This window comes from Elusimicrobiota bacterium, assembly GCA_016218575.1.
Lineage (GTDB): Bacteria > Elusimicrobiota > Elusimicrobia > UBA1565 > UBA9628 > JACRDN01.
This window is the reverse complement of sequence record JACRDN010000017.1, coordinates 25,916-50,287: the sequence shown is the minus strand read 5'-3', so window position 1 is coordinate 50,287 and position 24,372 is coordinate 25,916. Positions and strand designations below refer to the sequence as shown.

Annotated in this window: 24 protein-coding genes; 9 read left to right on the top strand and 15 right to left on the bottom strand. The window is 61.9% G+C overall.

Annotation, left to right across the window (positions count from 1 at the left end):
* Positions 1 to 70 precede the first annotated feature (70 nt).
* Positions 71 to 1,192 carry a dipeptide epimerase gene (locus tag HY921_06755; GenBank protein ID MBI5630566.1) on the top strand — a complete coding sequence of 374 codons (1,122 nt, stop codon included), beginning with the start codon at positions 71 to 73 and terminating at the stop codon, positions 1,190 to 1,192.
* 82 nt (positions 1,193 to 1,274) lie between these two features.
* On the opposite strand, the gene HY921_06750 is transcribed toward HY921_06755, so the two are convergent.
* The 4 genes from HY921_06750 to HY921_06735 form a co-directional block, all read right to left on the bottom strand.
* The gene (locus HY921_06750; GenBank protein MBI5630565.1) at positions 1,275 to 2,477 is read right to left on the bottom strand and encodes an SUMF1/EgtB/PvdO family nonheme iron enzyme; all 1,203 of its coding nucleotides are present in this window, start codon (positions 2,475 to 2,477) and stop codon (positions 1,275 to 1,277) included.
* Positions 2,474 to 2,818: a diversity-generating retroelement protein Avd gene (gene avd / locus HY921_06745; GenBank protein ID MBI5630564.1), complete on the bottom strand. Its 345-nt coding sequence runs from the start codon at positions 2,816 to 2,818 to the stop codon at positions 2,474 to 2,476. Before avd ends, HY921_06750 begins: the two co-directional genes overlap by 4 nt.
* On the bottom strand, positions 2,700 to 3,335 hold the full coding sequence (locus HY921_06740) for an HRDC domain-containing protein (GenBank protein ID MBI5630563.1): 636 nt from the start codon (positions 3,333 to 3,335) through the stop codon (positions 2,700 to 2,702). Before HY921_06740 ends, avd begins: the two co-directional genes overlap by 119 nt.
* A gap of 133 nt (positions 3,336 to 3,468) precedes the next feature.
* Positions 3,469 to 5,541, bottom strand: a complete 2,073-nt coding sequence (locus HY921_06735; protein ID MBI5630562.1) for an SUMF1/EgtB/PvdO family nonheme iron enzyme — start codon at positions 5,539 to 5,541, stop codon at positions 3,469 to 3,471.
* Positions 5,542 to 5,671: 130 nt separating this feature from the next.
* Between HY921_06735 and HY921_06730 the strand changes: the two genes are divergently transcribed.
* The 5 genes from HY921_06730 to mutM all read left to right on the top strand — a co-directional run bounded on the left by HY921_06730 (position 5,672) and on the right by mutM (position 9,262).
* Complete coding sequence (locus tag HY921_06730; protein MBI5630561.1) at positions 5,672 to 6,280, top strand: TetR family transcriptional regulator C-terminal domain-containing protein; 609 nt, start codon at positions 5,672 to 5,674, stop codon at positions 6,278 to 6,280.
* A 90-nt stretch (positions 6,281 to 6,370) separates the two neighbouring features.
* Positions 6,371 to 6,886, top strand: coding sequence for a TlpA family protein disulfide reductase (locus HY921_06725; protein ID MBI5630560.1), 516 nt, complete (start codon positions 6,371 to 6,373; stop codon positions 6,884 to 6,886).
* A gap of 22 nt (positions 6,887 to 6,908) precedes the next feature.
* A complete protein-coding gene (locus HY921_06720) occupies positions 6,909 to 7,682 on the top strand; it encodes a thioredoxin domain-containing protein (protein ID MBI5630559.1) in 774 nt (257 codons plus the stop codon).
* 53 nt (positions 7,683 to 7,735) lie between these two features.
* A complete protein-coding gene (locus tag HY921_06715; GenBank protein MBI5630558.1) occupies positions 7,736 to 8,479 on the top strand; it encodes a hypothetical protein in 744 nt (247 codons plus the stop codon).
* A gap of 3 nt (positions 8,480 to 8,482) precedes the next feature.
* Positions 8,483 to 9,262, top strand: coding sequence for a bifunctional DNA-formamidopyrimidine glycosylase/DNA-(apurinic or apyrimidinic site) lyase (mutM, locus tag HY921_06710; protein ID MBI5630557.1), 780 nt, complete (start codon positions 8,483 to 8,485; stop codon positions 9,260 to 9,262).
* On the opposite strand, the gene HY921_06705 is transcribed toward mutM, so the two are convergent.
* Positions 9,238 to 11,010: a M14 family metallopeptidase gene (locus HY921_06705; protein ID MBI5630556.1), complete on the bottom strand. Its 1,773-nt coding sequence runs from the start codon at positions 11,008 to 11,010 to the stop codon at positions 9,238 to 9,240. The genes mutM and HY921_06705 overlap by 25 nt on opposite strands.
* Positions 10,992 to 11,564: a GNAT family N-acetyltransferase gene (locus HY921_06700; protein ID MBI5630555.1), complete on the bottom strand. Its 573-nt coding sequence runs from the start codon at positions 11,562 to 11,564 to the stop codon at positions 10,992 to 10,994. The genes HY921_06705 and HY921_06700 overlap by 19 nt, the downstream gene beginning before the upstream one ends.
* A 6-nt stretch (positions 11,565 to 11,570) precedes the next feature.
* On the opposite strand from HY921_06700, the gene HY921_06695 reads away from it, so the two are divergent.
* Complete coding sequence (locus HY921_06695) at positions 11,571 to 12,767, top strand: AraC family transcriptional regulator (GenBank protein MBI5630554.1); 1,197 nt, start codon at positions 11,571 to 11,573, stop codon at positions 12,765 to 12,767.
* 152 nt (positions 12,768 to 12,919) lie between these two features.
* On the opposite strand, the gene HY921_06690 is transcribed toward HY921_06695, so the two are convergent.
* From HY921_06690 to HY921_06650, 9 genes are all read right to left on the bottom strand, one after another.
* Complete coding sequence (locus HY921_06690) at positions 12,920 to 14,419, bottom strand: FMN-binding glutamate synthase family protein (GenBank protein ID MBI5630553.1); 1,500 nt, start codon at positions 14,417 to 14,419, stop codon at positions 12,920 to 12,922.
* 324 nt (positions 14,420 to 14,743) lie between these two features.
* Complete coding sequence (locus HY921_06685) at positions 14,744 to 15,229, bottom strand: redoxin domain-containing protein (protein MBI5630552.1); 486 nt, start codon at positions 15,227 to 15,229, stop codon at positions 14,744 to 14,746.
* Between the two features lie 15 nt (positions 15,230 to 15,244).
* Entirely contained in the window at positions 15,245 to 16,327 is a 1,083-nt protein-coding gene (locus tag HY921_06680) for an Mrp/NBP35 family ATP-binding protein (protein ID MBI5630551.1), read from the bottom strand.
* On the bottom strand, positions 16,327 to 18,513 hold the full coding sequence (locus HY921_06675) for a glutamine synthetase III (GenBank protein MBI5630550.1): 2,187 nt from the start codon (positions 18,511 to 18,513) through the stop codon (positions 16,327 to 16,329). The genes HY921_06680 and HY921_06675 overlap by 1 nt, the downstream gene beginning before the upstream one ends.
* Before the next feature lie 374 nt (positions 18,514 to 18,887).
* On the bottom strand, positions 18,888 to 19,319 hold the full coding sequence (locus tag HY921_06670) for a response regulator (GenBank protein ID MBI5630549.1): 432 nt from the start codon (positions 19,317 to 19,319) through the stop codon (positions 18,888 to 18,890).
* Positions 19,312 to 20,805, bottom strand: coding sequence for a HAMP domain-containing protein (locus HY921_06665; protein MBI5630548.1), 1,494 nt, complete (start codon positions 20,803 to 20,805; stop codon positions 19,312 to 19,314). Before HY921_06665 ends, HY921_06670 begins: the two co-directional genes overlap by 8 nt.
* Positions 20,802 to 21,677, bottom strand: coding sequence for a hypothetical protein (locus HY921_06660; protein ID MBI5630547.1), 876 nt, complete (start codon positions 21,675 to 21,677; stop codon positions 20,802 to 20,804). Before HY921_06660 ends, HY921_06665 begins: the two co-directional genes overlap by 4 nt.
* Positions 21,677 to 23,317: a TonB-dependent receptor gene (locus HY921_06655; GenBank protein MBI5630546.1), complete on the bottom strand. Its 1,641-nt coding sequence runs from the start codon at positions 23,315 to 23,317 to the stop codon at positions 21,677 to 21,679. The genes HY921_06660 and HY921_06655 overlap by 1 nt, the downstream gene beginning before the upstream one ends.
* Entirely contained in the window at positions 23,314 to 23,607 is a 294-nt protein-coding gene (locus tag HY921_06650) for a TonB-dependent receptor plug domain-containing protein (GenBank protein ID MBI5630545.1), read from the bottom strand. Before HY921_06650 ends, HY921_06655 begins: the two co-directional genes overlap by 4 nt.
* 113 nt (positions 23,608 to 23,720) lie before the next feature.
* Between HY921_06650 and HY921_06645 the strand changes: the two genes are divergently transcribed.
* The gene (locus HY921_06645; protein MBI5630544.1) at positions 23,721 to 24,047 is read left to right on the top strand and encodes an iron-sulfur cluster assembly accessory protein; all 327 of its coding nucleotides are present in this window, start codon (positions 23,721 to 23,723) and stop codon (positions 24,045 to 24,047) included.
* Complete coding sequence (locus tag HY921_06640) at positions 24,047 to 24,370, top strand: iron-sulfur cluster assembly accessory protein (GenBank protein MBI5630543.1); 324 nt, start codon at positions 24,047 to 24,049, stop codon at positions 24,368 to 24,370. The genes HY921_06645 and HY921_06640 overlap by 1 nt, the downstream gene beginning before the upstream one ends.
* The last annotated feature ends 2 nt before the right edge of the window (positions 24,371 to 24,372 follow it).

Here is a 24,372-nt window from a genome sequence, read left to right as displayed (position 1 = left end):
CCGCCGGGATTTATATACAATCGGCTGATGAGTTTCCTTAGTTATCCACGGAACTTCGCGGCGAAGTTTTGTGGATAACTTGCGCATCGCCGACTTCACGGCCGAGCCCCTCGACGCGGCCATGAATGAGCCCTTCGAGATCGCGACCGGGACCAAGACCGAAGTGCGCAACGTCCTGGTCTCGGCCGCTTTGGCCGACGGAACCCGGGGCTACGGCGAGGCGGCCCCGCCCGCCGACTCCAAGCGCGACGGCCAGGCCGCGACCCTGGCGCTATTGCGCAAGCAAAAGGGCTTCTTGGTCGGGAAAAGCCTTTCCGCTTGGCGGCCCCTCCTGCAAGAGCTCGACCATAGGCTGGGGCCCGCGCGAGGCCCCGCCAAGGCCGCCGCGTCCATGGCGCTTCTCGACGCCTGGGCCAGGAGCCGGAGGATTCCCCTGAGGGCCTTGTTCGGCTCCGCGGGGGCGAAGATCTTCTCCGATGTCACGGTGACCATGGGCTCCCCCGCCTCGGCCGAGGCCGCGGCGCGGCGCATCGTGAAAATGGGAGTCCGCACCATCAAGATCAAGGTGGGACGGGACGTGGACGAGGACTTGGAGCGGGTGCTGGCCGTCACAAAAGCCGGCAAGAAACTCCGCCTCATGCTGGACGCCAACTGCGGCTACGAGCCCAAAGAGGCCATCGCCTTGGCGCGCCAGCTCAAGCGCCGGGGAATCATCCCCGTCCTTTACGAACAACCGGCCCAAAGGGACGATTGGCAGGGTCTCTCCGAGGTGCACCGCTTCACCAAGATCCCGGTGGCGGCCGACGAGTCGGTGGCCGGCCGCGCGGACGCGGCCAAAATGGCCAAGCTCCGCTCGGCCCAGGTGGTCAACATCAAGCTCATGAAGTGCGGGCTTCTCGAGGCCTGGGACGTCGCCCTCATCTGCAGGGCCGCGGGCCTGGGGCTCATGATCGGCGGGATGGTCGAGTCGTCTCTGGCCATGACCTGCTCGGCCCATCTGGCGGCCGGGATCGGGAGCTTTGATTTCGTGGATCTGGACACCCCCCTGTGGTTCAAGAAGGATCCCATGCGCGGCCTCAAGATAGCTCGCGGTGGGCTCTATGACCTGTCCCATGTCGAGGCCGGCATCGGGGTGGCGCCTGGGAATCCCCGAAAGCGAAAGAAGGCGCCGCGCCGGCGTTCGAGGCCCTGAAGCCCTACCAGCAGGCGCGGCGCGCTTCTTCTCTTTGTCCGCCCCGAAAGTCCGTGGGACGGCGCAGGTCAGGGAACTTTGGTCATGTCCTGGGCGCTGGCCTTGCATCCGTGGACGCGAGGCATCCGGCCGTTGGGCGTGAGCTCACAAGGCGGAACCCGACATTGTTCCAGCGGTCGCCCGGGCCGTCGTTGTTGCGGTTGGCGGACCGCAGGTTCCTGGCGTCGTTGCTCCAGGACCCGCCACGGATGACGCGGTTCGAGCCTGTATTGCTCCCCGACCTAGATTCGCATAACTCTCCAAGCGAACGCCTGAAATTGAGCGTGTCCGCATGTTCGGCATGGCCCAAGCGGCTCCTAAGAGACGAAACCAAATCCTCCTCCAGTTCGCCGCTGGTAAGGCTTTTGGTCCCCGCGCGCAACGCGCTTATCAATCTCCGCTTGTTTGACCCATCCAGACGGACAAGCCGCGGCCAGATTCGCAAGCCCAGAAAGGGAATGCCCTCAGAGACCGGGGCATGGACGGTCGCCTCTGATTTGATGCTGAGCTTGAGGTCATTGCCCACAAATTCCTGAATGCTCTGGCGCCCCTCGCTCAGGAACCGCTTCGAATCCGCGAACAGCAGGAAATCGTCCATATAACGCAGGTAGCCAGGTACGCGAAGCTTTTCCTTTATAAAATGGTCGAGAGACGCAAGATAAAAGTTCGCAAAATGCTGGCTCGTCAGATTCCCTATTGGAAGCCCCTTGCCCGGCGCCGAGCCTGGCGCGCCATGGTCGATGATGCGGCTGGTCAGCTCAAGAAGCTTGGCATCCTTGACCAAACGCCTCAAACCGATTTTCAAGACTTCATGGTCCGCCGTCTCGAAGAATTTGCGGATATCGAGCTTGAGGAATCGGCCGAAGCGCCGACCGAAGGCCTGAGCCCTCCGCGCGGCCGCGTGAGAACCCTTGCCTAGACGGCAGGCGTAGCTATCGAAGATCGCGACACGCTCAAAAAGAGGTTCCAGAACCGCGCAGAGGGAGTGATGCGCCACCCGATCCCTGAAATCCGCGGCCGAGATCGTCCTGGGCTTGGGGTCGGATATGTAGAAGGTCCTGTAGGGCCTTGGCCTATAACTGCCGTCCAATATCTCCCGCTGAAGCTTCAGAACCTCGCGCTCCATGCCAAAGACAAACTCCGCCGCTGAATGAGATGAACCCTTGCCGCGAGCGGCGCGCCTGACCGCCGCGCAAAGCGAATGAAAGTCCGCCACGCGCCCGAAGAGATGGCCCTCTCGTTTCATGGGAGATTGCGGCTGCGCATCCAACCGCCCAACATCCGTCCCGCTTCATCAATGTGGCGCGAAACATGCTCGAAGCCGCGGCGGTCGAGATAGCGTTCTTCATGGCTGACCCTCAGGAGGACCCTGAGCTTCTCCAGCGCGATGCTAGCTTGCGATAATGCCGCTGTCTTATCCTTGCTGTAGCGCGCCTCGATGATTTTCTCTAGGATGTCGAGCGTCAGATTATCGATGCGCGAAGAAATGGTGAAGCGGACGCGCTTGGGGAATTTTTCGGTACGCAAGAGGATATCCTTGAGGGTCTTCTCCCAATGGATGAAAAGCGGTAAATCGACAGAAGCCACGAAGGATTACCCCCCCCCCCCCCCGATTTTCGACGAGGTTTTCTACCTCGCTGCCGGCTGCCGCAGCGCCCAGCTTTGCCAGCACGGCCAGCATCTCCTCGCCCCATCTCTGCGATTTCGCCTCGCCGATTCCATTGATCTCGCGCAATTGCGCGAGCGACACCGGCCGTTTCATTGCCAACTCGGCCAGTTCGCGGTTGTTGAGGATAAGGTAAGGCGGCATGCCTTCGCGCTTGGCCGTGCGGCCTCGCCACAGCCGCATCTCATCGTAGATTCGCTGTCCCGCGGGGTCGAGTTCACCGCGCCAATCCTTGCGCGGCGCCTCTGACGAGGCGCGCAGGTTCTCCGCCACCTCGCGGTAACGCACAACCAAGATCAACGTCGGAGCTCTCTCATGGACAATGAAATGCTCCGTCGCCTCGATCACATCCTTGCCCAACTGGAACTCGTCCAGGCCGCTTTCATCGAACCTGCCAGTTCCTGAATTTAGGCGCAGCGTAAATACCTTAAGCTTCATTTTCCTCTCCCGTCTTTCTAATTCCACGCCCCGCCGCTCCGCCGCCCAACCGCCCTTTGCGGGCGGTCCTGGCGGCTGCGCAAGGAGTTCACATCTATTCCGGCCAAGCGCCAAGCGTTCAAGGATCCAAAAGTCAACGGATTGACCTCACAAGGCGGAACCCGACATCGTCCCAGCGGCCGCCCGGGCCGCCGAGGTAGCGGTAGGCGGACCGCAGGTAACTGGCGTCGTAGCTCCAGGACCCGCCACGGATGACGCGGAACGAGCCCGTAGGGGAGCCTATGGGATCAATATTCAAAAGCCTGCTTGGCAACAATTTTATGGATAGGCTGATCCCTTGATTCAACCAACCTTTCCAATCCAGCCCGAAGCCTAACTGATAGGGGGCGTAGAAATCCTCCACCCATTCCCAAACATGGCCCAACATGTCGCCCAGACCCTGAGGGGTGAAGTGGTCGGGATGACCCACGGCATGAGTGCGCTTCCCGGAATTTCCGTCGTGCCAGGCGTGCTTATCCAGCAAACCTGACGAAAACCAATAAGACCCTTCGGTTCCCGCCCGAGCCGCGTACTCCCACTCCGATTCGGTGGGAAGCCTGTAGGCATACTGGCTTTGCATCGCGTTGAGGCGCCTGATAAATTCCCGAGCATCTTCCCATGAAACTTGCTCCACGGGATGATCGGCGTTGACTTCCTCTCCATTGAGAATCATGTGGTCGCCATCGGAATGTTGCCTTCCTTTAAAGTACGCCGGGTTGCCGCCCATAACCGCCACCCACTGCCGCTGGGTCACTGGAGTGGCTTGCATTTCAAAGGCTTTAGTGAGCTTCACCGCATGAAGATCCTCGTCAGAAAAGCGGCCATTCTCCGATCCCGGGCTTCCCATCATGAACTCGCCGGGTGCGATCGCGACAAACCGCCCTGCTCTCCCAACTTGGCTCTCGTCAAAGACGTCCTCGGGCTTCAAAGCGGCTTGCAGCGGTGGAGGGACGGCGGGAATTCTCCCTTGCGGCGCATTCTGCCTCGGAATGGAGACCGACACCGCGGCTGGGACGGACTTGGCGGCAAGCGCCGCCTCCAGGGCCCAGCGCATATCCTTGGCGGTGGAAAAGCGGCTCTCCCGATCCAATTTCAAAGCCCTCATGACCGCCTGACTGAAAACCGGATCAATGCCGGGGGCGATGTCATGGGGATCCTCGAAAATGAAAGGCTTGTCGTTAGGGTCCCGTCCCGTCGCCGCGTGGTGCAGCAAGACCCCAGCACTGTAAATGTCCGAACGGCGGTCGGTCTGCTGTTTACCGTGCTGTTCCGGGGAAGCGAACCCCGGGGTTCCCAGGACTATGGTGTCATGAGTCTTGGCAGGGTCCGCGCTGTAGCGGCGGGCCGCGCCAAAATCAACGAGGACCAGGCTTCCATCCTCGCGGAACATGATATTGCTGGGCTTAATATCCCGGTAAACGATGCCCTTGCTATGGATATAGTGCAGAACCTTGAGCAAGGGGATGGCCATTTGAGCCGCCTCGCGCCAACTCATGGGGCCCGCCTCCAAGCGCTTTTCCAAAGTCTCGCCCTGGATGAATTCCTCAACGATATAAAGCCTTCCCTCATGCTCAAAAGATTCCTTCACCCGGGGCAGATTGGGGTGATTTAAACCCTCAAGCAAATCGTATTCGTTTCTAAATTGGCCTTTTTCTTCCTGGGACTGAGCGGAAGAAGGGTTGAGCTCCTTGAGAGCCCAGATGGTGTTGGATGGAACATGGCGAACCCGGTAAACCCGAGCCATGCCTCCTGCGGCGTGAAGAGCCTCGACATCATAACCCCTGGGCAGCGTTCTTCCAGGGCTTAAAGGGGATATATTCCTCGGCGCGGCAACAGGCGCTGCGGCGGGCGCAACCGCCTCCGCGTCCGCCGCGTCAGGAGCCTTGGCGCCGGCATAGGCGGCATGGAGTTTGGCATCGATGGATCCAAGACCCGCCATGGCCAAAACGGTTTGAAAGGCCAAGCGGGCCGGGCGCCCTTGAGCCAGAACATGGAGAACCGGATTCTGCCCTGAAGGCACGACAGAAGCGGGCAAAGCGGCCGCCGGCGTTGCCTGCAAATCGCGCGTCGGGCGCCTCGCCCCCTGAGGCAGCGGCGACCGCCCGTTTACGGCCGAAGACAGGCAAGGCTGCAAGAACAGCCAAACCGCCGGGATAAGGACCCTCATATAAGCAGTTTGCAGGAAGCTTTTAAAAAAAGCCTGGGCCTAATGGGTCGGCCAAAACTGGGCCATTGGTCCTAGTTGACAAATCTCCGGGAATGTGGTAATTTACTTACCGACCGATAGGTTAATAAAAATGGGACGAAAACCAGACTTGAGGGTTCGCGACAGGATTATCGACCAGGCGGAGCACCTCATTCATCTGCGCGGATACCGCGCGACTTCCCTGGACGACATCGCCAAGGCTTGCCGGATGACCAAGGCCAACCTCTTCCATCACTACGGCTCCAAGGAGGAACTGGGGCTAGCCGTGCTCGACGCCAAGATCGCGGACTACCGGCAGCGGCGCATAGAGAACGGCTGCCGGGGACGCGAGCCCGTGGCCGCCGTGGATTGCCTATTTAAGGAAGCCCGCAAGCTTTTCAGCGGCAACGGCTGCAGGGCCGGGTGCTTCGTGGGAAACATCGCCCTCGAGATGAGCGACATCAACGACTCCTTCCGAGAGCGCGCCGGGCTCTTTTTCGAGGAATGGAGCCGCCATTTTGCGCAATGCCTGCGCCTGGCCAAAGCCCGCGGCGAGTTTGAGGCCAGCCTCAACCCGACCGCCTCGGCCGAGGCCATCATCTCGCTTTACGAGGGGGCCATTATGCTCGCCAGGACCAGGCGGGACCCCGGCGTGTTTTCGCGCGTGGGCAAGCTCGCCTGCGCGCTGATCGAGCAGCAAAAGAAAAAGCACGGAGGATAATACCATGGGACCAAAGACACCCTGCGGGTGCTAGACCGACGCAAACCCAGGCGCCGCCTTGAGGCGGCGCCTGGGCCTTCTTATTTATTCATGAAAGATCCTCGCAAGACTTTTTTTACGGCTATCGGGATACTGGCTCTTCTGGCGGTGGCTTGGCGGGCGCAGCGCGCCTCGACTCTCCCCCCGATCTCGCCCGGGGCGCAAGCCCCGGCCTTCGCGCTCCCTCTTCTGGGCGGCGGGATGATTCCCCTGTCCCGACTGCGGGGCAAGGTCGTGCTTTTGACCTTCTGGGCCACCTGGTGCGATTCCTGCCGGGAAGAAATGCCTCTCCTAGAGGCTTTGCATCGACGCTACCTCCCCAAGGGGTTCACCGTGGCCGCCGCGTCCATGGATCGGGAAGGCCGTGCGGTGATGGGCTTTGTGGCTCAGTCCAACCTCAGTTTTCCGGTCCTGCTGTCGGATGAAAAGACCGCAAAAGCCTACCAAGTCTTGGGCCTGCCCACGAGCTACCTGATAGACCGCAAGGGGCGCATCGCGCGCCGCTACGTCGGGGCTTTTGATCCTATGACTCTCGAAAATGATATTATCAGACAATTGGATAATTAGCGCACACTTCCAGGAGACTCGAATGAAATTTTCCATACTGCTGGCGGCCCTCGCGATATTCTTCCCTTCCTGGGCCCCGGCCGCGCCGTCGCGGGCCGAGGTCGAGAAGGTCATCTCCGACAATCCCGACATCGTCCTAGGGGTGCTGCGCAGCCATAAGAAGGAGTTCCTCGAGATCGTGGCTCAAGCGGCCCAGGAGGAGCAGGTCCGCCGGCAGAAAGAGGAGGAGGAAGCCGAGAAAAGGGAGTTCGAGGAGTCCTTCAAGAACCCGAAGAAGCCGGAAATCGGCAAGGCCGCCCATGTCCGCGGGAGCAAAAAGGCCAAGTACACCCTCGTGGAATACTCCGATTTCCAGTGCCCCTTCTGCGGCCGGGGCTTCAAGAACGTGGAGACTTTGCGCGAAAAATACGGCTCCAAGATGCGAGTCGTCTTCAAGCAACTGCCGCTGGCCATGCATCCCGAGGCCATGCTCGCCGCACAGCACATGGAGGCCGTAGCCCTGCAATCCCCGGACAAGGCCTGGGAGTTCCACGACAAGCTCTTCCAAAACCAGGACAAGCTCGGCGGGCCTTTCTACGAGGAAACCGCCAAGGCCATGGGCTTGGACGTCGAGAAGCTGCGCCAGGACGCCAAGAGCCAGGCGGTCAAGGACCGCATCGAGGCCGATGTGCAGGAAGCCAAGAAATTCGGTTTCACCGGCACCCCGGGCTATCTTTTGAACGGCGTCCCTGTCCGAGGGGCCTATCCGGTCGAGCATTTCGATGAGATCATCAAGAAGCTCGAGGGCAAGCCCTAGAAAGCCGCGCCGCCCGGTCTAATCGAGGAAAAAATTAGGAACATTTCCTCCCCATGAAATTCTTATCACTACTCAGCTTCGGCTTTCTGCTCGGCCTGCGCCATTCCACGGACCCCGACCACGTGGTGGCCGTCTCGACTTTGGTGGCCAGAAACAGGGACAAGGGAACGGCCTGGGTTCTCGGAGCCTTCTGGGGCCTGGGGCACATGCTCACCGTCCTCTCGGCCGGGGCCGTGATCATCGCCTTCAAGGCCCGCTCCCAGGCAGGCGCCGAGCGCGTTCTCGAGTCGGCAGTAGGGATCATGCTGACGGGGCTCGGGCTTCTCAACATGGCGGGCTACCGGCTAAGCTCTTTGGGGGTCAAGACCCACAGCCATCCCCACGACCACGAGGACCCCGAGCACAGCCATCAATTCATGGAAATTTCGAGTCCAGGCCCGCACCCCGAAAGGCACTCCCATCTCCACGAGCCGGGCTGGCTCAAGGCCTGGGCGGGAGCGGGGAAAAATGCCGCCTGGCGCTCGGCCTTGGTCGGGCTCATGCACGGCCTAGCCGGCAGCGCGGCCGTGGCCCTCCTGGCCTTGGCCGCCATCGCCTCGCCTACATGGGCCTTTCTTTATCTCGTGGTCTTTAGCCTTGGGACCTTGATCGGGATGCTGCTCTTAAGCGCCCTCATGGAGCTTTCCCTATTCCACCTGGCCCGCTGGTGGAACGCGGCCCAAACGAGCCTCTGCTTTGCCACGGGACTGCTGAGCTTCCTCCTCGGGCTCTACACCCTCTACCGGAACGCCCGTTGATCCATGCCGGAGCTGCCCGAGATCGAAACCGTCCGCAGGATTCTCGAGGAACGCATCAAGGGCAAGACGGTCGCGTCCTACGCCGTGGGCCGGCCCACCTTCTACCGCCCGCCTCCGGCGGCCGCGCTCCAGGGCCTCGTTGGCAGGACCGTGGAAGCGGTGGAGAGGCGCGGCAAGTACCTCCTCCTCAAGCTGTCGGGCGGGAAAACCCTTTCCCTCCACTTGGGAATGTCCGGACGACTGGTCCTGGGGGGTGCCGGCCCCCATCTTCGCTTTCGGCTGGCGGTGGGCGAGCATATGGTCAATTTCCACGACGCCAGACGCTTCGGCCGTGTAGGCTGCTCCCTGCCGGAGCTGGGCCCAGAGCCCTTGAGCGGGGCTTTCGACGCGCGCTACCTGCGCCGAGCCCTCAAGGGCCGCAGAGCTCCGATCAAGGCCCTTCTCATGGACCAGGCCCTGGTCGCCGGCATCGGGAATATTTACGCGACGGAGGCCCTTTACGCGGCCGGCATCCGCCCCATGAAGCCGGGCGGGGCGTTAAGCCTGGCGCGGCTCGAGAGCCTGTGCCGAGCGATCAAGGAAATCCTCTCCCGAGCCGTGGAGCTCGGCGGCAGCACCCTCGAGGACGAGGCCTATCTCAATCCCTTGGGAAATCCCGGCCGGGCCCAGGAAATCGTCTCGGTGTACGGCCGCAAGATCGGGCGTTGCGGGCACGCCCTGAAGGCCACTCGCCGCCCTTTGGCCGGGCGCACCAGCCTCTACTGCCCTGTCTGCCAGCGGTAGACCGGATAGAGGCTCAAGCGCTCGTCCCAGGCCGGGTGCCTCCGGTAGAAAAAATCGAGGCGCTCGGCGGGGCTCTTGGCGAAATCAGGGTCCCGGGCAAGCCTACCCTCGAACTCTCTCTTGAGGGCGGGGTTTTTCTCCAGCATGAGGCGGGCCTCTTTCTCGAGCACGTAGTCGTCCATGTATTCCTTGCGCTCGAAAATAGGGTTGAAGAAGCCCCAGCTGAGAAAAGAGTCCGGGGCCGTGGGCTCCAGGAGATGCAGGACAAGAGCGGCCTTGGGCTGCGAGACGGGGATATAAAGCGAGCCCTCCGGGATTGAGCGCTGCTCGGCCTTCCACTCGCCTTTCACTGAAACCGGCCACCGCCCCTCGAAGCTTTCCTTGGCGAAGTGAACCTCCGGGGCTCGAAACACTTCAACCTGCCCTGGAGGTGGAGATTTTTGTTTTATCGTTCTGTAAGAAATCCCATGGGCCTCCAAAATCGCGGAAATCCATCCGGCATAGGCCGGGGGAACCACGTAGCCTCCTCCGGGAGCCTTCACGGTCAAGGAAGGCTTCAACGCGTCGAAAAGCGGAATTCTCCAGACCTGGGGCTTCTTGGGGTCGTAGATGATCCAGGTCTTGCCGGATATCTCGGAGGGTTTGCGCTCGTACTCGTAGCCCAAAAACTCGATGGTCCGGGAGCTCCCGGTCGGGGCATACTCCAGGACGAGTTCCCGGCCGCGCAACAAGCTCGCCTCTTCATCGGCCTTGCGCGCAGTCGCAAGCCAAGAAGGCCCCTGTCGCCCCGCCAGCTCCAGCAAATCCAGCATCACGTCATAGGTGGCCCTCACCCTCGTCTCATAGTCCTTCCAGGAATGGGTCTCCACCAGGACCCCGATCCGGCCGCGCAGGGCCCAGTAAGCATGGGAGAAGCGCGGGGGCATCACGCTCAAGGCGATCCCGGAGGCCGGATTATCGCCCTCGATGAAGGTCGGATAAAAAGAAAGGGGCTTGTGCCCCTGGGCTGAGAGCATCCGCATGAGCTCGGCGCTGAGCTCCCGCCCGGCCCGGCGCAGGGGCTCGGGGCCGGACAAGGAAGGCTCTATCAGAACCGCGACGTCGTGCTGGAAGTCGGCCCCGTCGGTCACGTGCAGATCCGCGTAGAGGATCGGGTCCCATTCCCCCAAGAGCTTGAGCATGGCCCGCATTTCGGGCGCGTCCGCCTTCATGTAGTCCCGGTTCAAGTTGAGGTTTTCGGCCGTGGTCCGCCAGCCCATTTCCTTGGGGCCGATCTGGTTGGGGCGGTTGTTGGGACCGAAGCGCTCGTGCCCGTCTATGTTGAAAATCGGGACAAAAACCAAGGTGACCTTCCTAAGAATTCTGGGCAAAACCTCCCCATTCAAGAGCCGGCGCAAGAGCAGAAACCCGGCATCCTTGCCGTCTATTTCTCCCGAGTGGATCCCTCCTTGAAATAGCAGGACGGGGCGTTTCCTAGTCCGGTTGGATTTCGGGTCCAGGCGCCCGTCCTCGGAAGCCGCCAAAGCCAGCATGGGCCGGCCCTCGGGGGTGGTGCCGAAGCGCAGGCAGCGGACTTTCTTGGGGTAGTGCTGCTCGAAGCCTCGGCAGAGGCGAACGACTTCCTCGTAGCGGCCGGTCTCCACCCATTGGGTTTGCTCGGCCCGAGTGGACAATCTTTTTTCGGTTGAATGAGCGGGCATGACGGTCAGCAAAGCCAAAGGCGCCAGCTTCAGAACTCTCGAATCCATTCCTCCATCCTGCGGCTCTCCTGGCAGCCCTGCGAGAGGAACAGCCGAATCATGGCGGCGTTGGTGGAGACGGTGCCGCCATGGTACTGCTTGCCTCCCTGCCCTTTCATCATGGCAAATCCATGGCGGTGCAGCCAGCGTCCGAGGCCGCGGCCGCGGAATTCCGGCAGAAGCCCCATGTAAGTGATGCGGCACCAGCCGGTCGCGGGATTGGCTTGGGCGACCACGACCCCGGCGGGCCTGCCGTCCACCAGCCCGACCTGGACCGCGTTCAGGCCTCCGTAGAGCCCCCCCTCGGCAAGGTACGACTTGAGAAGCTGGAGCGGATCGTCCTCAGGCGACCAATCCGGGTCTCCCTGCCCCGCCCGGCCCAGAAGCTCCGCGGCCTGCTCGAGTCTTAACGCGCCGTCCACGCTGGCCGTCGTCCAGGAGAGGGGAGTGCCGACCTCCCCCGGCCATTCCGAAACAGAGAGATGATACTCGACCCTCTCGTTGCTGAACTTGAAGCCTTTGGCTTCAAGTTCAGCTGAGAGTTCCCGCGCCTTCTTGTCCACGCGCAGATGAATCTTGCCCTCCTTGAGTCCGGCGCAGCGCGCCAGGACGTCCTCGACCTCGCGCCTGAACTCGGAAGGCTCGGGTACTCGGTCCCGGTCGCGCGGGATGGCATAATAAACTCCCTTTTGCGCCTGAAGGAGAGTATAGCCCGCGTTGGGATTATCCATGTTAAAGTGCGATTTGGATTTTATCAAAATCGAAGTGATACAATCGTTCTCCGGGAAAAGCACGTGACGCCAACCAGAGAATCTTCCGCACTCCGCAATCGATTAGAGTACGAACGCCGAGTCAATCAGGTGATCGACTACATCAACGAACACCTCTCGGAGGATCTCGCGCTTGATCAGCTTGCGAGAGTCGCCTATTTCTCCCCCTTTCATTTTCATCGTGTCTTCAAATCGCTCACCAACGAGAACTTGTTCGAGTATGTCCAGAGACTTCGAATGGAAAGGGCGGGCAGCGCTCTCAAACGTTCGGGGCCCAGCATCCTCGAAGTCGCGCTCAACTGCGGCTTTTCCGGAGCGGCCACCTTCGCCAGGGCATTCAAGGCTTATTTCGGCATGAATGCGACTGAATGGCGAAATGGAGGCGCCGAACGCTGGAAAGAATATCGCAATTTCGGCAAACAACTCCGCAGCCGCGGCAAAGCGCGGCGCCGGGGCAAATGTCATTCTAACCCCAGATACGCCAGAGCGCGATGGCGGGAACCTCGGGAGGCAATGACCATGACGACCAAAATCAAAGAACTGCCGCGATACCATGTCGCATACATGCGCAACGTTGGTCCGTACGGGCCGCACGGAATCCCCGAGACATGGAATAGAATGGAGAAGTGGATGAGCGCGCATGGGATATCATTGGACGACAGCCTTAAAATCGGGATATCACATGACGACCCGCAGGTGACGACGGCGGAAAAATGCCGCTATGATGCCTGTGTCGTCGTCCCCCGGGACTTCGCCGGGGACGCGGTGGTCAATGTCACCGATATTCCCGGCGGCAAGTACGTCATCGCCGAATTTGTTGGGACCTCGCGGGATATCGTGAGCGCCTGGAACAGCACCTTTCGCAACGCCCTTCCCGGCACGGGGTTTCAACCGGACAACCGACCATGCTTCGAGTTGTACGCCGGAGACTGCCACGTCAACGCCAAGAGAGGCGTCTTTCGATGTGAACTTTGTCTTCCGGTGAGACCGTTATAACTCGTCTTTAGGAACCACGGCAGCGTTGTCCACAGGACTTCGCCGCGAAGTTCTGTGGATAACTTTTAAAGCAATCGCCCCGGGGCCGCGCCCGCGCTCAAGCCGTAGGTGCTTCTGGACCAAGGCCTGCCCGTTTCCCAGGGTATTTCCCGCTACTCGCTCCAGCCCGGGATGCCGCTCCAGGAGCGGGCCGGCGTGTAACCGTAGATTTCCCGCAAGGCCTTAAACAGGCCGGGCCCGGAGCTGATCTCCACGTCCTCGGCGGTAAACTGGGCGGGGTGCTCATAGCCGCAGGCGTGGGTGACCGCCATGATCTCGTTGCGCAAGGATTGGCAGAAGCGCGCGAAACGCTGGGCCTGAAGCTCTGGAAGAAGCCCCCTCTGAAGGTAGGGGCTCTGGGTGGCGACTCCGGTGGGGCAGCGGTCGGTGTGGCACTTCTGCGCCTGAATGCAGCCGATCGCGAGCATGGCCTCGCGGGCGATGTTGACCATGTCGCAGCCCAGGCAGAAGGCTACTATGGCCCGGTCGGGGAATCCCAGCTTCCCGCTCCCGATCCAGACCATGCGCTCCGCCATGCCCTCCTCCAAAAAAATCTGGTAGACGCGTGTCATCCCCAACTTGAACGGCAAGGAAACATGATCAGCGAAGGTGAGCGGAGCCGCTCCAGTCCCGCCCTCGCCCCCATCAATGGTGATCCAATCCGGTCCCTGGCCGCACCCGCGCATCGCGGCCGCGAGCTCCCTCCAGAAGCCGAGATGCCCGATCGCTGATTTTATTCCCACGGGCAGGCCGGTCGCGTCCGCGACGCGTTCGATGAACGCGATCATGGAGCGCACGTCGCCGAACTCGCGGTGAGAGTTCGGGCTCACGCAGTCAGCACCGGCCCGAACCCCCCGGATGCCCGCGATCTCGGCCGTTACCTTGCGACCTGGCAGGACCCCGCCCTTGCCCGGCTTGGCCCCCTGCGATAGCTTGATCTCGACGCCGCGCACGAATGGATAGCCGCTCACGGTTTCCAGGAGCCGGTCCATGGAGAAGCGCCCCTCCATATCCCGGGCTCCAAAGTAGCCTGTGCCGAGCTGGTAGATCACGTCCCCGCCGTGCCGGTGATAGGGGGACAACCCCCCCTCCCCCGTATTATGGTAACAACCGGCCAGCTTGGCGCCGCGGTTCAAGGCCTCGACCGCCTTGGCTCCGAGAGAGCCGAAACTCATGGCCGAGATGTTCACGATGGAGGCAGGCCTCCAGGCCTTGGCCCTGCGGTGTTCCTCCCCCAGAACCTTGGCGCAGGGGATGTCGTGGAGTTTGTCATGGATGGAGGCGGTGAAACTTTCCTCGCCATGCGGGAACACCGCGTGCTTGATGATGGGATAGCCGATCCCGTAGATCTGGTCGTCTGTGCCGAAGCCGCAGTAGTTGTTCTCCCCGCGCGCGGACCTGTAGATCCAGTCCCGCTCCTCCCGATTAAACGGCGCCTCCTCGCGGTTGCCCGCCACGATGTACTGCCGCAGTTCCGGCCCCAGTTCGATGAGCCAGTAGCGCAAGCGCCCGATCACCGGGAAGTTGCGCAGGATGTTGTCCTTGGAAAAGCAGCGGTCGTGGACAAGAAGCGCTATCAGGCCCGCGGCGACAGTCATCCAGACGATCACCATGCCCGTCTAGTATGAGCCCTGCGCCGCATAGAGTCAAGAGGACTGATTGCCCCAACTGTGGTATGGGAGCCCACAGCTGCCCGCGGGCTACACGATCCCGGCGAACAACCCGCGAACCGGAAAAACAAGCAGATAATGACGCCACGGCAAAGTTATCCACAGAACTTCGCCGCGAAGTTCTGTGGATAACTTTTAAAACAATCGCCCCGGGGCAGCTCTTGCGCTTAAGACCTAGGTGTTGGTCTGGACCAAGCCCTGCCCGTTTCCCAGGGGATAGGAGTGCTCCACCGTCAGGCGACGGGCCTTGGCTTCGCAGAGCACTGGTCAGGCCAGCTTCTTTAACTGCGCCTCGACCTCGGCGTAATCGCGCTCCTTGGTGATGTCGGGCTCGACCTTCACCCAGGCGACCTTGCCGTCCTTGCCAATGAGGACGGTGGCGCGCTGGCTGATGTTGGCCCCGGGGTGGTAAAGGCCGTAGGCCTTGATGACGCCGCGGTGCATGTCGGCCAGCATCCGGTGCTTGAGGCCCAGCTTCTCGGCCCAGGCCTTGTGAGACCAGACCGAGTCCACCGAGATCGCGGCCACCTCGGCGTATTGGCCAAAGCGCGAGAGGTCCTGGGTAAAGCAGGCGTTCTCCTTGCTGCAGGTCGGGCTCCAGTCCAAGGGATAGAAGAAAAGAGCGACGGACTTCTTGCCGAGGTGGTCGGAGAGCCTGAAATCCTTCTTGTCCTGGTCCGGCAAGGTAAAGTCCGGAGCGGGGGTTCCGGCCGCGATGGGGGTCGTCTCTTTATTGGCCGTGGCTGTCGTCATTGTGCTCTCCTCCTCCTAATGCGCCGATGTTAACTTGATCTCCAAATTCTTGTGCTTGGCGGCCTGGACGCTGACGCGGGCCGCCACCTGCTGGGCGAGCTCCTGGAAGGCCCTGGCCGGGGCCGAGTCCGGATGAGAGACGGCCACGGGCTTGCCGATCTCTCCGGTCTCGCAGACCAGGGGATCCAGGGGAATGCTGCCCAGCACGGGAATCTCGTACTTCTCGGCCAAGGCCTGGGCGCCGCCCGAGGAGAAAATGCGGCTGATCTTCCTGCAGTGCGGGCAGGAAAACTCCCCCATATTCTCAACCACGCCCAAAAGGGGAACGCGGAGCTTGGTGAACATGGCCGCGGCCTTCCTAACGTCGGACAAGGCGATGCTCTGGGGCGTGGTCACGATCACCGCACCCATAAGAGGCACCGACTGCGACAAGGTGATTTGCACGTCTCCGGTGCCGGGGGGCAGGTCCACCACCAGGTAATCGAGATCCCCCCACTCGACGTCCTTCAGGAACTGGGTAATGGCCCCGTGGAGCATGGGGCCCCGCCAAATGACCGGAGCGTCGGCATCCATCAAGAATCCCATGGACATCACCTTGACCCCGTGCCCCGCCGGGGGCTCGAGCTTGTTCCGGGAATTGGCCTGGGGCTCATAGCCGGTGATCCCGAACATCTGGGGCTGGTTCGGGCCGTAGATGTCGGCGTCGAGGAGCCCGACCTTGGCGCCCTCGCGGACCAGCCCCACCGCCAAATTGCAGGCCACGGTGGACTTTCCCACGCCCCCCTTGCCGCTTCCCACCGCGATGATGTTGCGCACCCCGGGAGGGATCACGTTTTCGAGGCGCGGGTCTTTCTTCACGCTCGCGGTCATGCGGACGGCCACTTCCCTCACCCCAGGGATCTTTCTCACGGCCTCCTTGGCCTCGAGCTCCATCATGCCCTTCAATGGGCAGGCCGGTGTGGTGAGGACATAGTCAAAGGAGACCTTGCCGCCCTCGATGGCGATATTCTGCACCATGCCCAAGGACACAATGTCCTTGCCGAGTTCCGGCTCCTGGCAGGCGCTGAGGGCTTTAAGGACCTCTTCCTTGGTCGGCATCAGATGATGAACAGCATCTCCCGGTATTTGGGGACAGGCCAGATATTGTCCGGCACCAGACCCTCCAAGGCGTCCACTTCGGCGCGGACAACGTCGAATAAAGGCTTCACTTTATGGCAATAGGCCAGCGCCTTTTTCTCGACGTCGTCCTCTCTCTCCGCCTCGGCTAGGACTCCTTTAAGGCGTTCAATGCCCAGCCTAGCCTCGGCGACATGCCCAGCGACCTCCTCAAGGATGGAGAGCTGGGCCTTGACCGCGCCGTCCTTGGGCAGGAGCTCGCGCAGGCCGCGCGCCGACTCGATAAGTTCGTTCTGGTAGCTGATCGCGGCCGGGATGTACTGGTTGCCGACCATCTCGATGACGAGCTTGGCCTCGATGTCGACGTCCTTAGAATACTTCTCGAGCTTGATGTGGTGCCGGGAATGAAGCTCGGTCTTGGAGAGAACCCCGGCTTTGGCGAACACATCCTCGGAATCCTTAAGAACGAAACCCTCCAAAGCCTCGGGGGTGGTCGTGACGTTGGGGAGATTCCGCTTCTTGGCCTCGGCCACCCACTGCGCGGAGTAGTTGTTGCCCTCGAAGCAAACGACCTTGCACTTCTTGTAATAGCCGCGCAGGACCTCGATCACCGCGTCCTTGAAGGCCTTCTTGCCCTTGAGCTTGGCGTCTATGTCGGCCTTGGTGAGGGCCAATTGATTGGCCACGATGGCGTTGAGCGTCGTGATGGGAATGGCATTGTTGGCCGAGGAGCCCACGGCCCGGAACTCGAACTTGTTGCCCGTGAAGGCGAAGGGCGAGGTGCGGTTGCGGTCCGTGTTGTCCTTTAGGATCGGCGGGATCTTGTCGATGCCGAAATTCATCCACTCTGGGTCGGTGCCCTTGGTGGTCACGCCCTTTTCCAGGTCGTCCAGGACCATGGTGAGCTGGGTCCCAAGGAACACCGACATGATGGCCGGGGGCGCCTCGTTGGCCCCCAGGCGGTGGTCGTTGCCGGAGGAGGCGATCGAGGCCCTCAGAAGCAGGCTGTGCTCGTGCACGGCCTTGATCACCGAGACCAGGAAGATCAGGAACTGGAGATTGTCATGCGGGGTGTCCCCTGGGCTCAAAAGGTTCTTGCCCGTGTCGGTGCCCAAAGACCAGTTGTTGTGCTTGCCGCTGCCGTTGATTCCGGCGAAAGGCTTCTCGTAGAACAACGCCGCCAGATCGTGCCGCGCCGCCACCCTTCTGAAGATGTCCATCACCAGCTGGTTGTGGTCCACCGCGACATTGGCCTCCTCGAAAACCGGAGCGCACTCGAATTGGTTCGGGGCCACCTCGTTGTGCCGGGTCTTCAAGGGGACGCCCAGCTTGTAGAGCTCGCTTTCCACGTCGGTCATGAAGCTGAATATCCGGTCTTGGATGCTGCCGAAGTAATGGTCCTCGAGCTGCTGGCCCTTGGGAGAGGGCGCGCCGAACAAAGTGCGGCCGCCCAGCATCAAGTCGGGCCGGCGGTTGTAGTAGGAGCGGTCGATGAGGAAGTACTCCTGCTCGGCCCCCAAGGTCGGAAAAACCTTGGCCGCGTCGGATTTGAAGTACTTGAGTATGTCCAAGGCGGAGCGGTTCAGGGCCTCGATCGAGCGCAGGAGCGGGGTCTTGGTGTCGAGGGATTCCCCGGTGTAGGAGACAAAGATGGTCGGGATGCAGAGGGTGGAGCCGCCCGGCACCTCCATGATGAAGGCCGGCGAGGTCGGATCCCAGGCGGTGTAGCCCCGGGCCTCGAAGGTGACGCGCAATCCTCCCGAGGGGAAGCTCGAGGCGTCCGGCTCGGCCTGGACGAGCTGCTGGCCGGAGAACACCTCGAGCACGCTCCCGTCGCCGATGGGGTCTATGAAGCTGTCGTGCTTCTCGGCCGTGGCTCCGGTCATGGGCTGGAACCAGTGGCAGTAGTGGCTGGCCCCCCTGGACAGGGCCCAGGTCTTCATGGCGGAGGCGACGGCATTGGCGATCTCAAGGTCGATGCGCCTGCCATGGTGGATGGAATCCTGGAGCTTGCGGTAAACGTCCTTGGGGAGCAGGGCCTTCATGGTCTCGGACCCGAAAACATTGCAGCCGAAATAATCCGAAACCTTGCGCGCGCCCGCCCGGCTCAAGCCGTTGCCGGCGTGGGGCTTAGAGACCATATCTGCGACGGAGTGGGCTAGTGGCATCGTTTTCTCTCTCCATAACAAGAAACAGGGAATTGGAGGGGCGGCGGCCCCTGGATTGTCTATATGATACAGCTTTTGGCGGAATTTGGGAAGCAAGTCTCCCGCGACAATTCGGGAGCAAAGCCGTCACAAGACCTCCATTGCTCTCGCCGCCCCCGAGAAGATATCCACAGGACTTCGCTGCGAAGTCCTGTGGATAACTGGTCTTCTGGCCTAGCCCGACGCGTGAAAGAAGATGACCCCTGGCGGCGCTGCGGCAATGGCCGGCCTGGGGTTCTTGGCGCCGTGCTTGCCCGAGTGGACGTGATGGATATCCTCGCGGACGAACTCTCCGGCATGAGCGCGCCTCCGACCGTCAGTTTTGTTTTACCGCCTCATGTCGGAAGCTTCACCACGGTGAACCAAAAGTCCTCGATGGCCTGCACGATTCTGGAGAACTGCGCAAATCCCACTGGCTTGGTGACGTAGCAGTTGGCCCCGAGGTCGTAGACGTTGCGCACGTCCGTGTCGGCGTCCGAGGTGGTCAAGACCACCACGGGGATGCACCTCAAGGCCGAGTCCCCTTTCAGCTCGCGCAGAACCTCGCGCCCGTCCTTCTTGGGAAGGTTCAAGTCCAGCAGGATGAGGTCTGGGCGAGATATCCCCGAGTACTCCCCCTGGCGGCGCAGGCAGGCCATGGCCTTCTCTCCGTCGTCCACCACGTTCAGGCGGATGTGGAGCTTGCTTTCCTTCAAGGCCTCCTTGATGAGGTCCACGTCCCCCTCGTCGTCCTCGACGAGCAGGATCTCCGCGATTTTTTCAGTCATCTGCGCCCTCCATCGGCCAAGTGAAATAAAACACGCTCCCGCGTCCGAGTTGGGACTCGACCCAAATCCTGCCTCCCGCCCTCTCCACGATTTTCTTGGCGAGAGCCAGCCCGATCCCCGTCCCGGGGTACTCGGAGCGCGCGTGGAGCCGCTTGAAGATCACGAATATCTGCTCGGCGTAGCGGGGGTCTATCCCGATGCCGTTGTCGCGCACGGAAAACAGCCACTCTTGCGCCCTCGCCTCGCACTCCACGCGGACCCGGGGCGGGCTTGGGCCCCGGAACTTGATCGCGTTGCCGACGAGGTTTCCGAAAAGCTGGGTCATTTCCACGGAGTCGGCCGCCACGCTGGGAAGCGGCCCGTGCGAGATTTCGGCCCCGGATTCCCGTATCGTGGCCTCCAGGTTTTCCAGCACCCCATTGAGGACGACCCCCGTGTCCACGCGCGAGAAACCGCGCTCGAGCCGGCCCGCCCTGGAGTATGTGAGCAAATCGACGATCAAGGCGCGCATGCGCGCCACGCCGCCCAGGATATAATCTATGAATTTATCCGCTTCCGGGTCGAGGCGGCCTCGATGGCGCCGGGCCAGGAGCTCGGCGTAGCTGGCGACCTTGCGCAGGGGCTCCTGCAGGTCGTGGGAGGCGACGTAGGCGAACTGCTCGAGGTCGGAGTTGGAGCGCGCCAGCTCCGCCATCTTCCTCTCAAGCTCCTCCCGGGAAACCGTGCTCTGGGCCAGTGCCCGGCTCATGGAATTGAAATTCCTGGCCAGGGCGCCCAACTCGTCCGAGGAGTCGACCGGCACCTCGACTTCATACTCGCGGCGGCCGATCTTGGCCGTGGCCTGGCTCATGAGGCGGATGGGCCGAAGTATCCGCCGCAGCAGGAGCAAGCTCATCCCCAGGAACAGGATTCCCGTCCCCAGCGCTATGCCCAAAATCCGTCGGAATATCCGCGCCTCCGTGCCGAGCGTCTCCTTCAACGCAATCCCCATGCGCAGAATTCCAAGCTTGGAGCCGCGCGCCGCGGGACCGGGAGAGAACAGGAACTCCTCCTCCCCTTGAGCCTTGGGCCGGGCCCAAACCGGGAAGGAAATGTCCAGGACGGGCGCGCCGTCGAGTTGAGTCACTCTGAAAACAGGCCGGTCGCTGGCCAGGACCCGAGAGGCCTCCGCATCCCGCCAGCGCCTGCCCTTCTCGATGACGTTGGTGTGCGCCAAGACGAGGCCGGATGGGTCCAGGGCCATGGCGTAGGCCCCGCCGGCCGTTTCCTGACCCGATTGAAGGCCGGGCAGGAGCTTCTGCTCGTCGCGGTCCCTGAATCCCGCCGCGGTCGCGGCGGCCATGGCTTCGAGCTTCCACAAGCCCCTGGCCTTCACCTCCTTGAGGAGGGCCTGGTGGACCGCGCGGTGGCTCAGCCAAAGCAGGAGCCCCGCGCAGAACAAGAAAAGCGGGAGAAAGAGCAGGACCATCTTGGAGCGCAGGCTCACGGCAGCACCTTGGCCTCGGCCAGGGCCTGCTTGGGAATCTCCAGGCCGCAATTCCTCGCCGCCGCGGAATTGATCGTGACCTCCGTCCGCTCCGGATATATCTTGGCCGATACGAACTTCCCATCCAGTATCTCGCGCGCGGCGCGCGCCGCGGTCCTGCCGATTTCATTGTAGCCGGCCGCCAGCGAGGCCGTGGCCCCCCTTTCCGCCAAGCCCGGGGACGCGGCATAAAGCGGGACGCGGTTAGCCCAGGAGTAGCTCTTGAACACCTCGAAGCTTTGCGCGTTGATGGCTTTGGGATCCGGGAACAGCCACAAGGCCTGGGCCCGGCCCCGCAGGGACCTCAAGGCGTCCGGGGCCGCCTCCGGACCGTGCAGGCGCACGAGCAGGACCGAGACGCCCATCCGAGCGCCCAAGAGGCGCATGCGCCGAGCGTCGTCCTCGTAGGCCTTGGAGGCCCAAACCGCCGCCAAAGTCGTCATCCGAGGCTGTATCTCCTTGAGCTTGGCCAAGGTCGCCGCGGGTGCGGGCAGGGAGGGGATGTTCACGGTCGGGCCCCAATATCTTTCCGGAATCTCGGCGCCCAGCGACATGCAGAAAACCATCGCCGCGCGGGTCGCGCTCGCCGCCAAGGCCGCCTTGGAGCCGAAAGCCACCACCACGGCGGGGGCGATGGAAGACAGGGAGAGCCTGCGCTGGTCCAGCTTGACCGCGGCCACGGGCTCTGCGAAGGCCTCTTGAAAGCCCGCGAGGGCTTCCCGGTAATAGGAGGAGTCGGAGCTTAGGACCGCGGAGACCTCCTGCGAACCGGCGGAGCGGCCCGCCATGAGGCAGCAGAAGCCCGAGAGCAGAGCCAACCATGTCGTATTCATCAAAATCGGTGCGAGAGGCCCGCCGTCCAGAGCGAGCGGATGATTTCCCCCCCCTGGCCGGGCAGAAGGGCGCTTTGCCTGGGAAGGATCTCGTAATGATCCCGGTTCAAGAGATTGAAGACGCCAACGGAAGCCTCCCAGCCCCGGAAAGAATACGAGGCGTTCGCGTTCAAGAGAAGGTAATCGGGAACCTTGGCGTATTCCACGGCGGTGCCGCTCCTGTTGCGGTTCCAGAAGGTTTTGTCCACCCAATGGGCCCGGAGATTGAAGAGAAACCCTCCGGAGCCATACTCCAAGCCTGAGTTGAGCTTATGCCTCGGCGCGCTCAAGGCCAGGGCCGTCCGGTCGTCGGTCAGGCTCTGGTAGGAATAGTTGGCCAGCCCCTTCCAATGGCGCGCCAAAAGCGCCTCGACCCCGGCTTCCCCGCCCCAAGCTTTGGTCTGGCCTTGATTGGCGAAGGAAGTATTGACCTTGAGAGTCGGAAAGCAGGCCAAGCCGCAGGTGACCGCGGCCGGGGTGGTGGCTATGACGTCGGCCAGGCGGTAGTGGAAGGCCGCGACCCGGGTCTTAACTCGCTCGAAAGCGCCGGCGTGGGACAGCTCGAACAAGGCGATCCTCTCGGAATTAAGGTTCGGGCTGCCCGACAAGGTCGTTTCCTGGGTCGTGAACGGGGCCGTGGTGCTGGGATCGCTGCGCACGAGATTCAAGTAGTTCTCGAGCAAAGTCGGGTTACGAAACGAGGTTCCCGCCGAGAATCGAAAAACGTGCCGGGACGAACGGCTGTAGATTAAGCTTCCCCGCGGCGAGAAGTTGAGCGGAGCCAGGGGATGCCGGTCGAGCCGGGCGCTGGCGACCGCGGTCCAGTTCTCGCCGGCCTCCCATTGATCCTCGAGAAATAGGGCCCAAAGATCCTGCTCCAAGAGGCCCGGCTGGAAAATCCTGGACCGCAGAGTGTTCTTGCGATAGCCGCCCCCCGCCACCAGGGAGTGGGCGAAGGGCAGATCGAAGACCCGGTCGAGGGTCAAATCATAGGTGTCATAGTCCATGTTGGGGCTCTGGAGAGCGGCGAAATCCCGCGCCTCGAGGCGGCTGCGATTCCAAAAGAAACGAGCCCGCGAGTCCCTGACCCTCAAGTCGGTTCTGGCAAATCCCGTGGGACCCGCTCCCACCGCGGTGCCGTTGTTTCCCGTGGTGACCTGGGTCTTGATCTCGGAAATCCCCCCGGACGCGCTCCATTCCCCGTCCTCGAGGAGCCTGCGCCCGACCCAGGCGTGGAATTTCCCCGTCTGGGAGGCCAAAGCCCCGGCATCCTCGAAGCGGTTCGTGCTCCGCCAGCCCGCCCCGAATTTATAGGCCCAGTTTCCCTTCTCCCTTCCGTAAAGCGCGCTCCCGATTTGAGTGGAGCGCCCCCCGAACCCGTAGGAAACGGCCCCCCCCTCTATCTGCCGCGGGCTTTTGGTAATGATGTTGATCACCCCGCCCAAGGCGTTGGCCCCGTACAGCGCGGACACGGCCCCCTCCACCACCTCGATGCGGTCTATCTCCTCCAAAGTGACCGGGATCTCCTCCCAGACCGCGAAATCGAAATAGCCGTTGAGCACGGTCTTGCCGTCCAGGAGCACCAAGGTCCGGTTGCTCAAGGCTTTATTGAGGCCGCGGAGCCGACCTCGCCCTGGGAGGTCCTGGTGGCCATGACGTCCACCCCGGGCACGGCCCTGAGGGCGTCCCAAATGGTCTGCGCACCCGAAGCCCGGATCTGCTGGGCCGTGACCACGTAAACCGTGGCCGGAGCCCGGCTCACCGGCTGGGGAGAATGGCGGGAAGCGGAAACGACCTGCGCTTCCTCTTGTAAATACTCGAAAGGAGTCGACTCCTGGGCCCGAGCAGCCCAGCCCGATCCCAGCAATGCCATAAAAATTGCTGTTCTCATATGCCTTCTTCTTATATAGACCGGTCCAGGGACAACAACAAGAGAGCATTAGTCACTTTTTGTCACCCCAACGTCCAATTGACACGCATTCTCGACGGAAGGTATACTATCTCATGCTCACTTTAACCCCCAAGGCCGTTGAAAAAATCCAGTCCTTCCTCCAGAGCGACGAAAGCTCGAAAGGCAAGGGTCTGCGCGTGACCCTCAAGCCCTCGGGCTGCGCCGGCTACGAGTACAGCATGGGATTCGACGACAAGAAGCCCCAGGACATCGTGCTGGTTCAGCCGGGCTTCGAGGTTCTGCTAGACAACAACAGCCTCCCCTTCCTCGAGCAGGCCGTCATTGATTACAGCGAGGACGCCATGAGTTCGGGCTTTAAGATCAAGAACCCCCAGGAAAAGGGCTCCTGCGGCTGCGGCAAGTCCAAGAAGTTCGACTGATGATCTCGCTCACCCCCAAGGCGGCCCAAAAGGTCCAGGCCTTGGCCAAGAGCCAGGGCAAGACCCAACCCATCCTGCGCGTGCGCGTGGGAGCCGGGGGCTGCTCGGGGATGAGTTACGAATTCGAGATCACCGGCCAAGCCGATCCGGACGATATCGTATTCGAGGGCCACGGCGCCAAGGCCGTGGTGGACCCCCGCTCGGACTTCTTCATCGGCGGCTCCGAGGTGGATTGGGTGGAGACCTTGATGAAGTCGGGCTTTGAGATCCGCAACCCCCACGCCAAGACCACCTGCTCCTGCGGGACGTCCTTTAACGTCTAGGA

Bases quoted from the DNA above. Each gene is read 5' to 3' on its own strand.
- HY921_06715 (MBI5630558.1), top strand. From the start codon at position 7,736: ATGAAATTCTTATCACTACTCAGCTTCGGCTTTCTGCTCGGCCTGCGC.
- HY921_06725 (MBI5630560.1), top strand. From the start codon at position 6,371: ATGAAAGATCCTCGCAAGACTTTTTTTACGGCTATCGGGATACTGGCT.
- mutM (MBI5630557.1), top strand. From the start codon at position 8,483: ATGCCGGAGCTGCCCGAGATCGAAACCGTCCGCAGGATTCTCGAGGAA.
- HY921_06680 (MBI5630551.1), bottom strand. From the start codon at position 16,327: ATGCCGACCAAGGAAGAGGTCCTTAAAGCCCTCAGCGCCTGCCAGGAG.
- HY921_06705 (MBI5630556.1), bottom strand. From the start codon at position 11,010: ATGGATTCGAGAGTTCTGAAGCTGGCGCCTTTGGCTTTGCTGACCGTC.
- HY921_06675 (MBI5630550.1), bottom strand. From the start codon at position 18,513: ATGCCACTAGCCCACTCCGTCGCAGATATGGTCTCTAAGCCCCACGCC.
- HY921_06730 (MBI5630561.1), top strand. From the start codon at position 5,672: ATGGGACGAAAACCAGACTTGAGGGTTCGCGACAGGATTATCGACCAG.
- HY921_06695 (MBI5630554.1), top strand. From the start codon at position 11,571: ATGAATCTTGCCCTCCTTGAGTCCGGCGCAGCGCGCCAGGACGTCCTC.
- HY921_06645 (MBI5630544.1), top strand. From the start codon at position 23,721: ATGCTCACTTTAACCCCCAAGGCCGTTGAAAAAATCCAGTCCTTCCTC.
- HY921_06750 (MBI5630565.1), bottom strand. From the start codon at position 2,477: ATGAAACGAGAGGGCCATCTCTTCGGGCGCGTGGCGGACTTTCATTCG.
- HY921_06640 (MBI5630543.1), top strand. From the start codon at position 24,047: ATGATCTCGCTCACCCCCAAGGCGGCCCAAAAGGTCCAGGCCTTGGCC.
- HY921_06735 (MBI5630562.1), bottom strand. From the start codon at position 5,541: ATGAGGGTCCTTATCCCGGCGGTTTGGCTGTTCTTGCAGCCTTGCCTG.
- HY921_06720 (MBI5630559.1), top strand. From the start codon at position 6,909: ATGAAATTTTCCATACTGCTGGCGGCCCTCGCGATATTCTTCCCTTCC.
- HY921_06650 (MBI5630545.1), bottom strand. From the start codon at position 23,607: ATGAGAACAGCAATTTTTATGGCATTGCTGGGATCGGGCTGGGCTGCT.
- HY921_06740 (MBI5630563.1), bottom strand. From the start codon at position 3,335: ATGAAGCTTAAGGTATTTACGCTGCGCCTAAATTCAGGAACTGGCAGG.
- HY921_06670 (MBI5630549.1), bottom strand. From the start codon at position 19,319: ATGACTGAAAAAATCGCGGAGATCCTGCTCGTCGAGGACGACGAGGGG.
- HY921_06685 (MBI5630552.1), bottom strand. From the start codon at position 15,229: ATGACGACAGCCACGGCCAATAAAGAGACGACCCCCATCGCGGCCGGA.
- HY921_06660 (MBI5630547.1), bottom strand. From the start codon at position 21,677: ATGAATACGACATGGTTGGCTCTGCTCTCGGGCTTCTGCTGCCTCATG.
- HY921_06690 (MBI5630553.1), bottom strand. From the start codon at position 14,419: ATGGTGATCGTCTGGATGACTGTCGCCGCGGGCCTGATAGCGCTTCTT.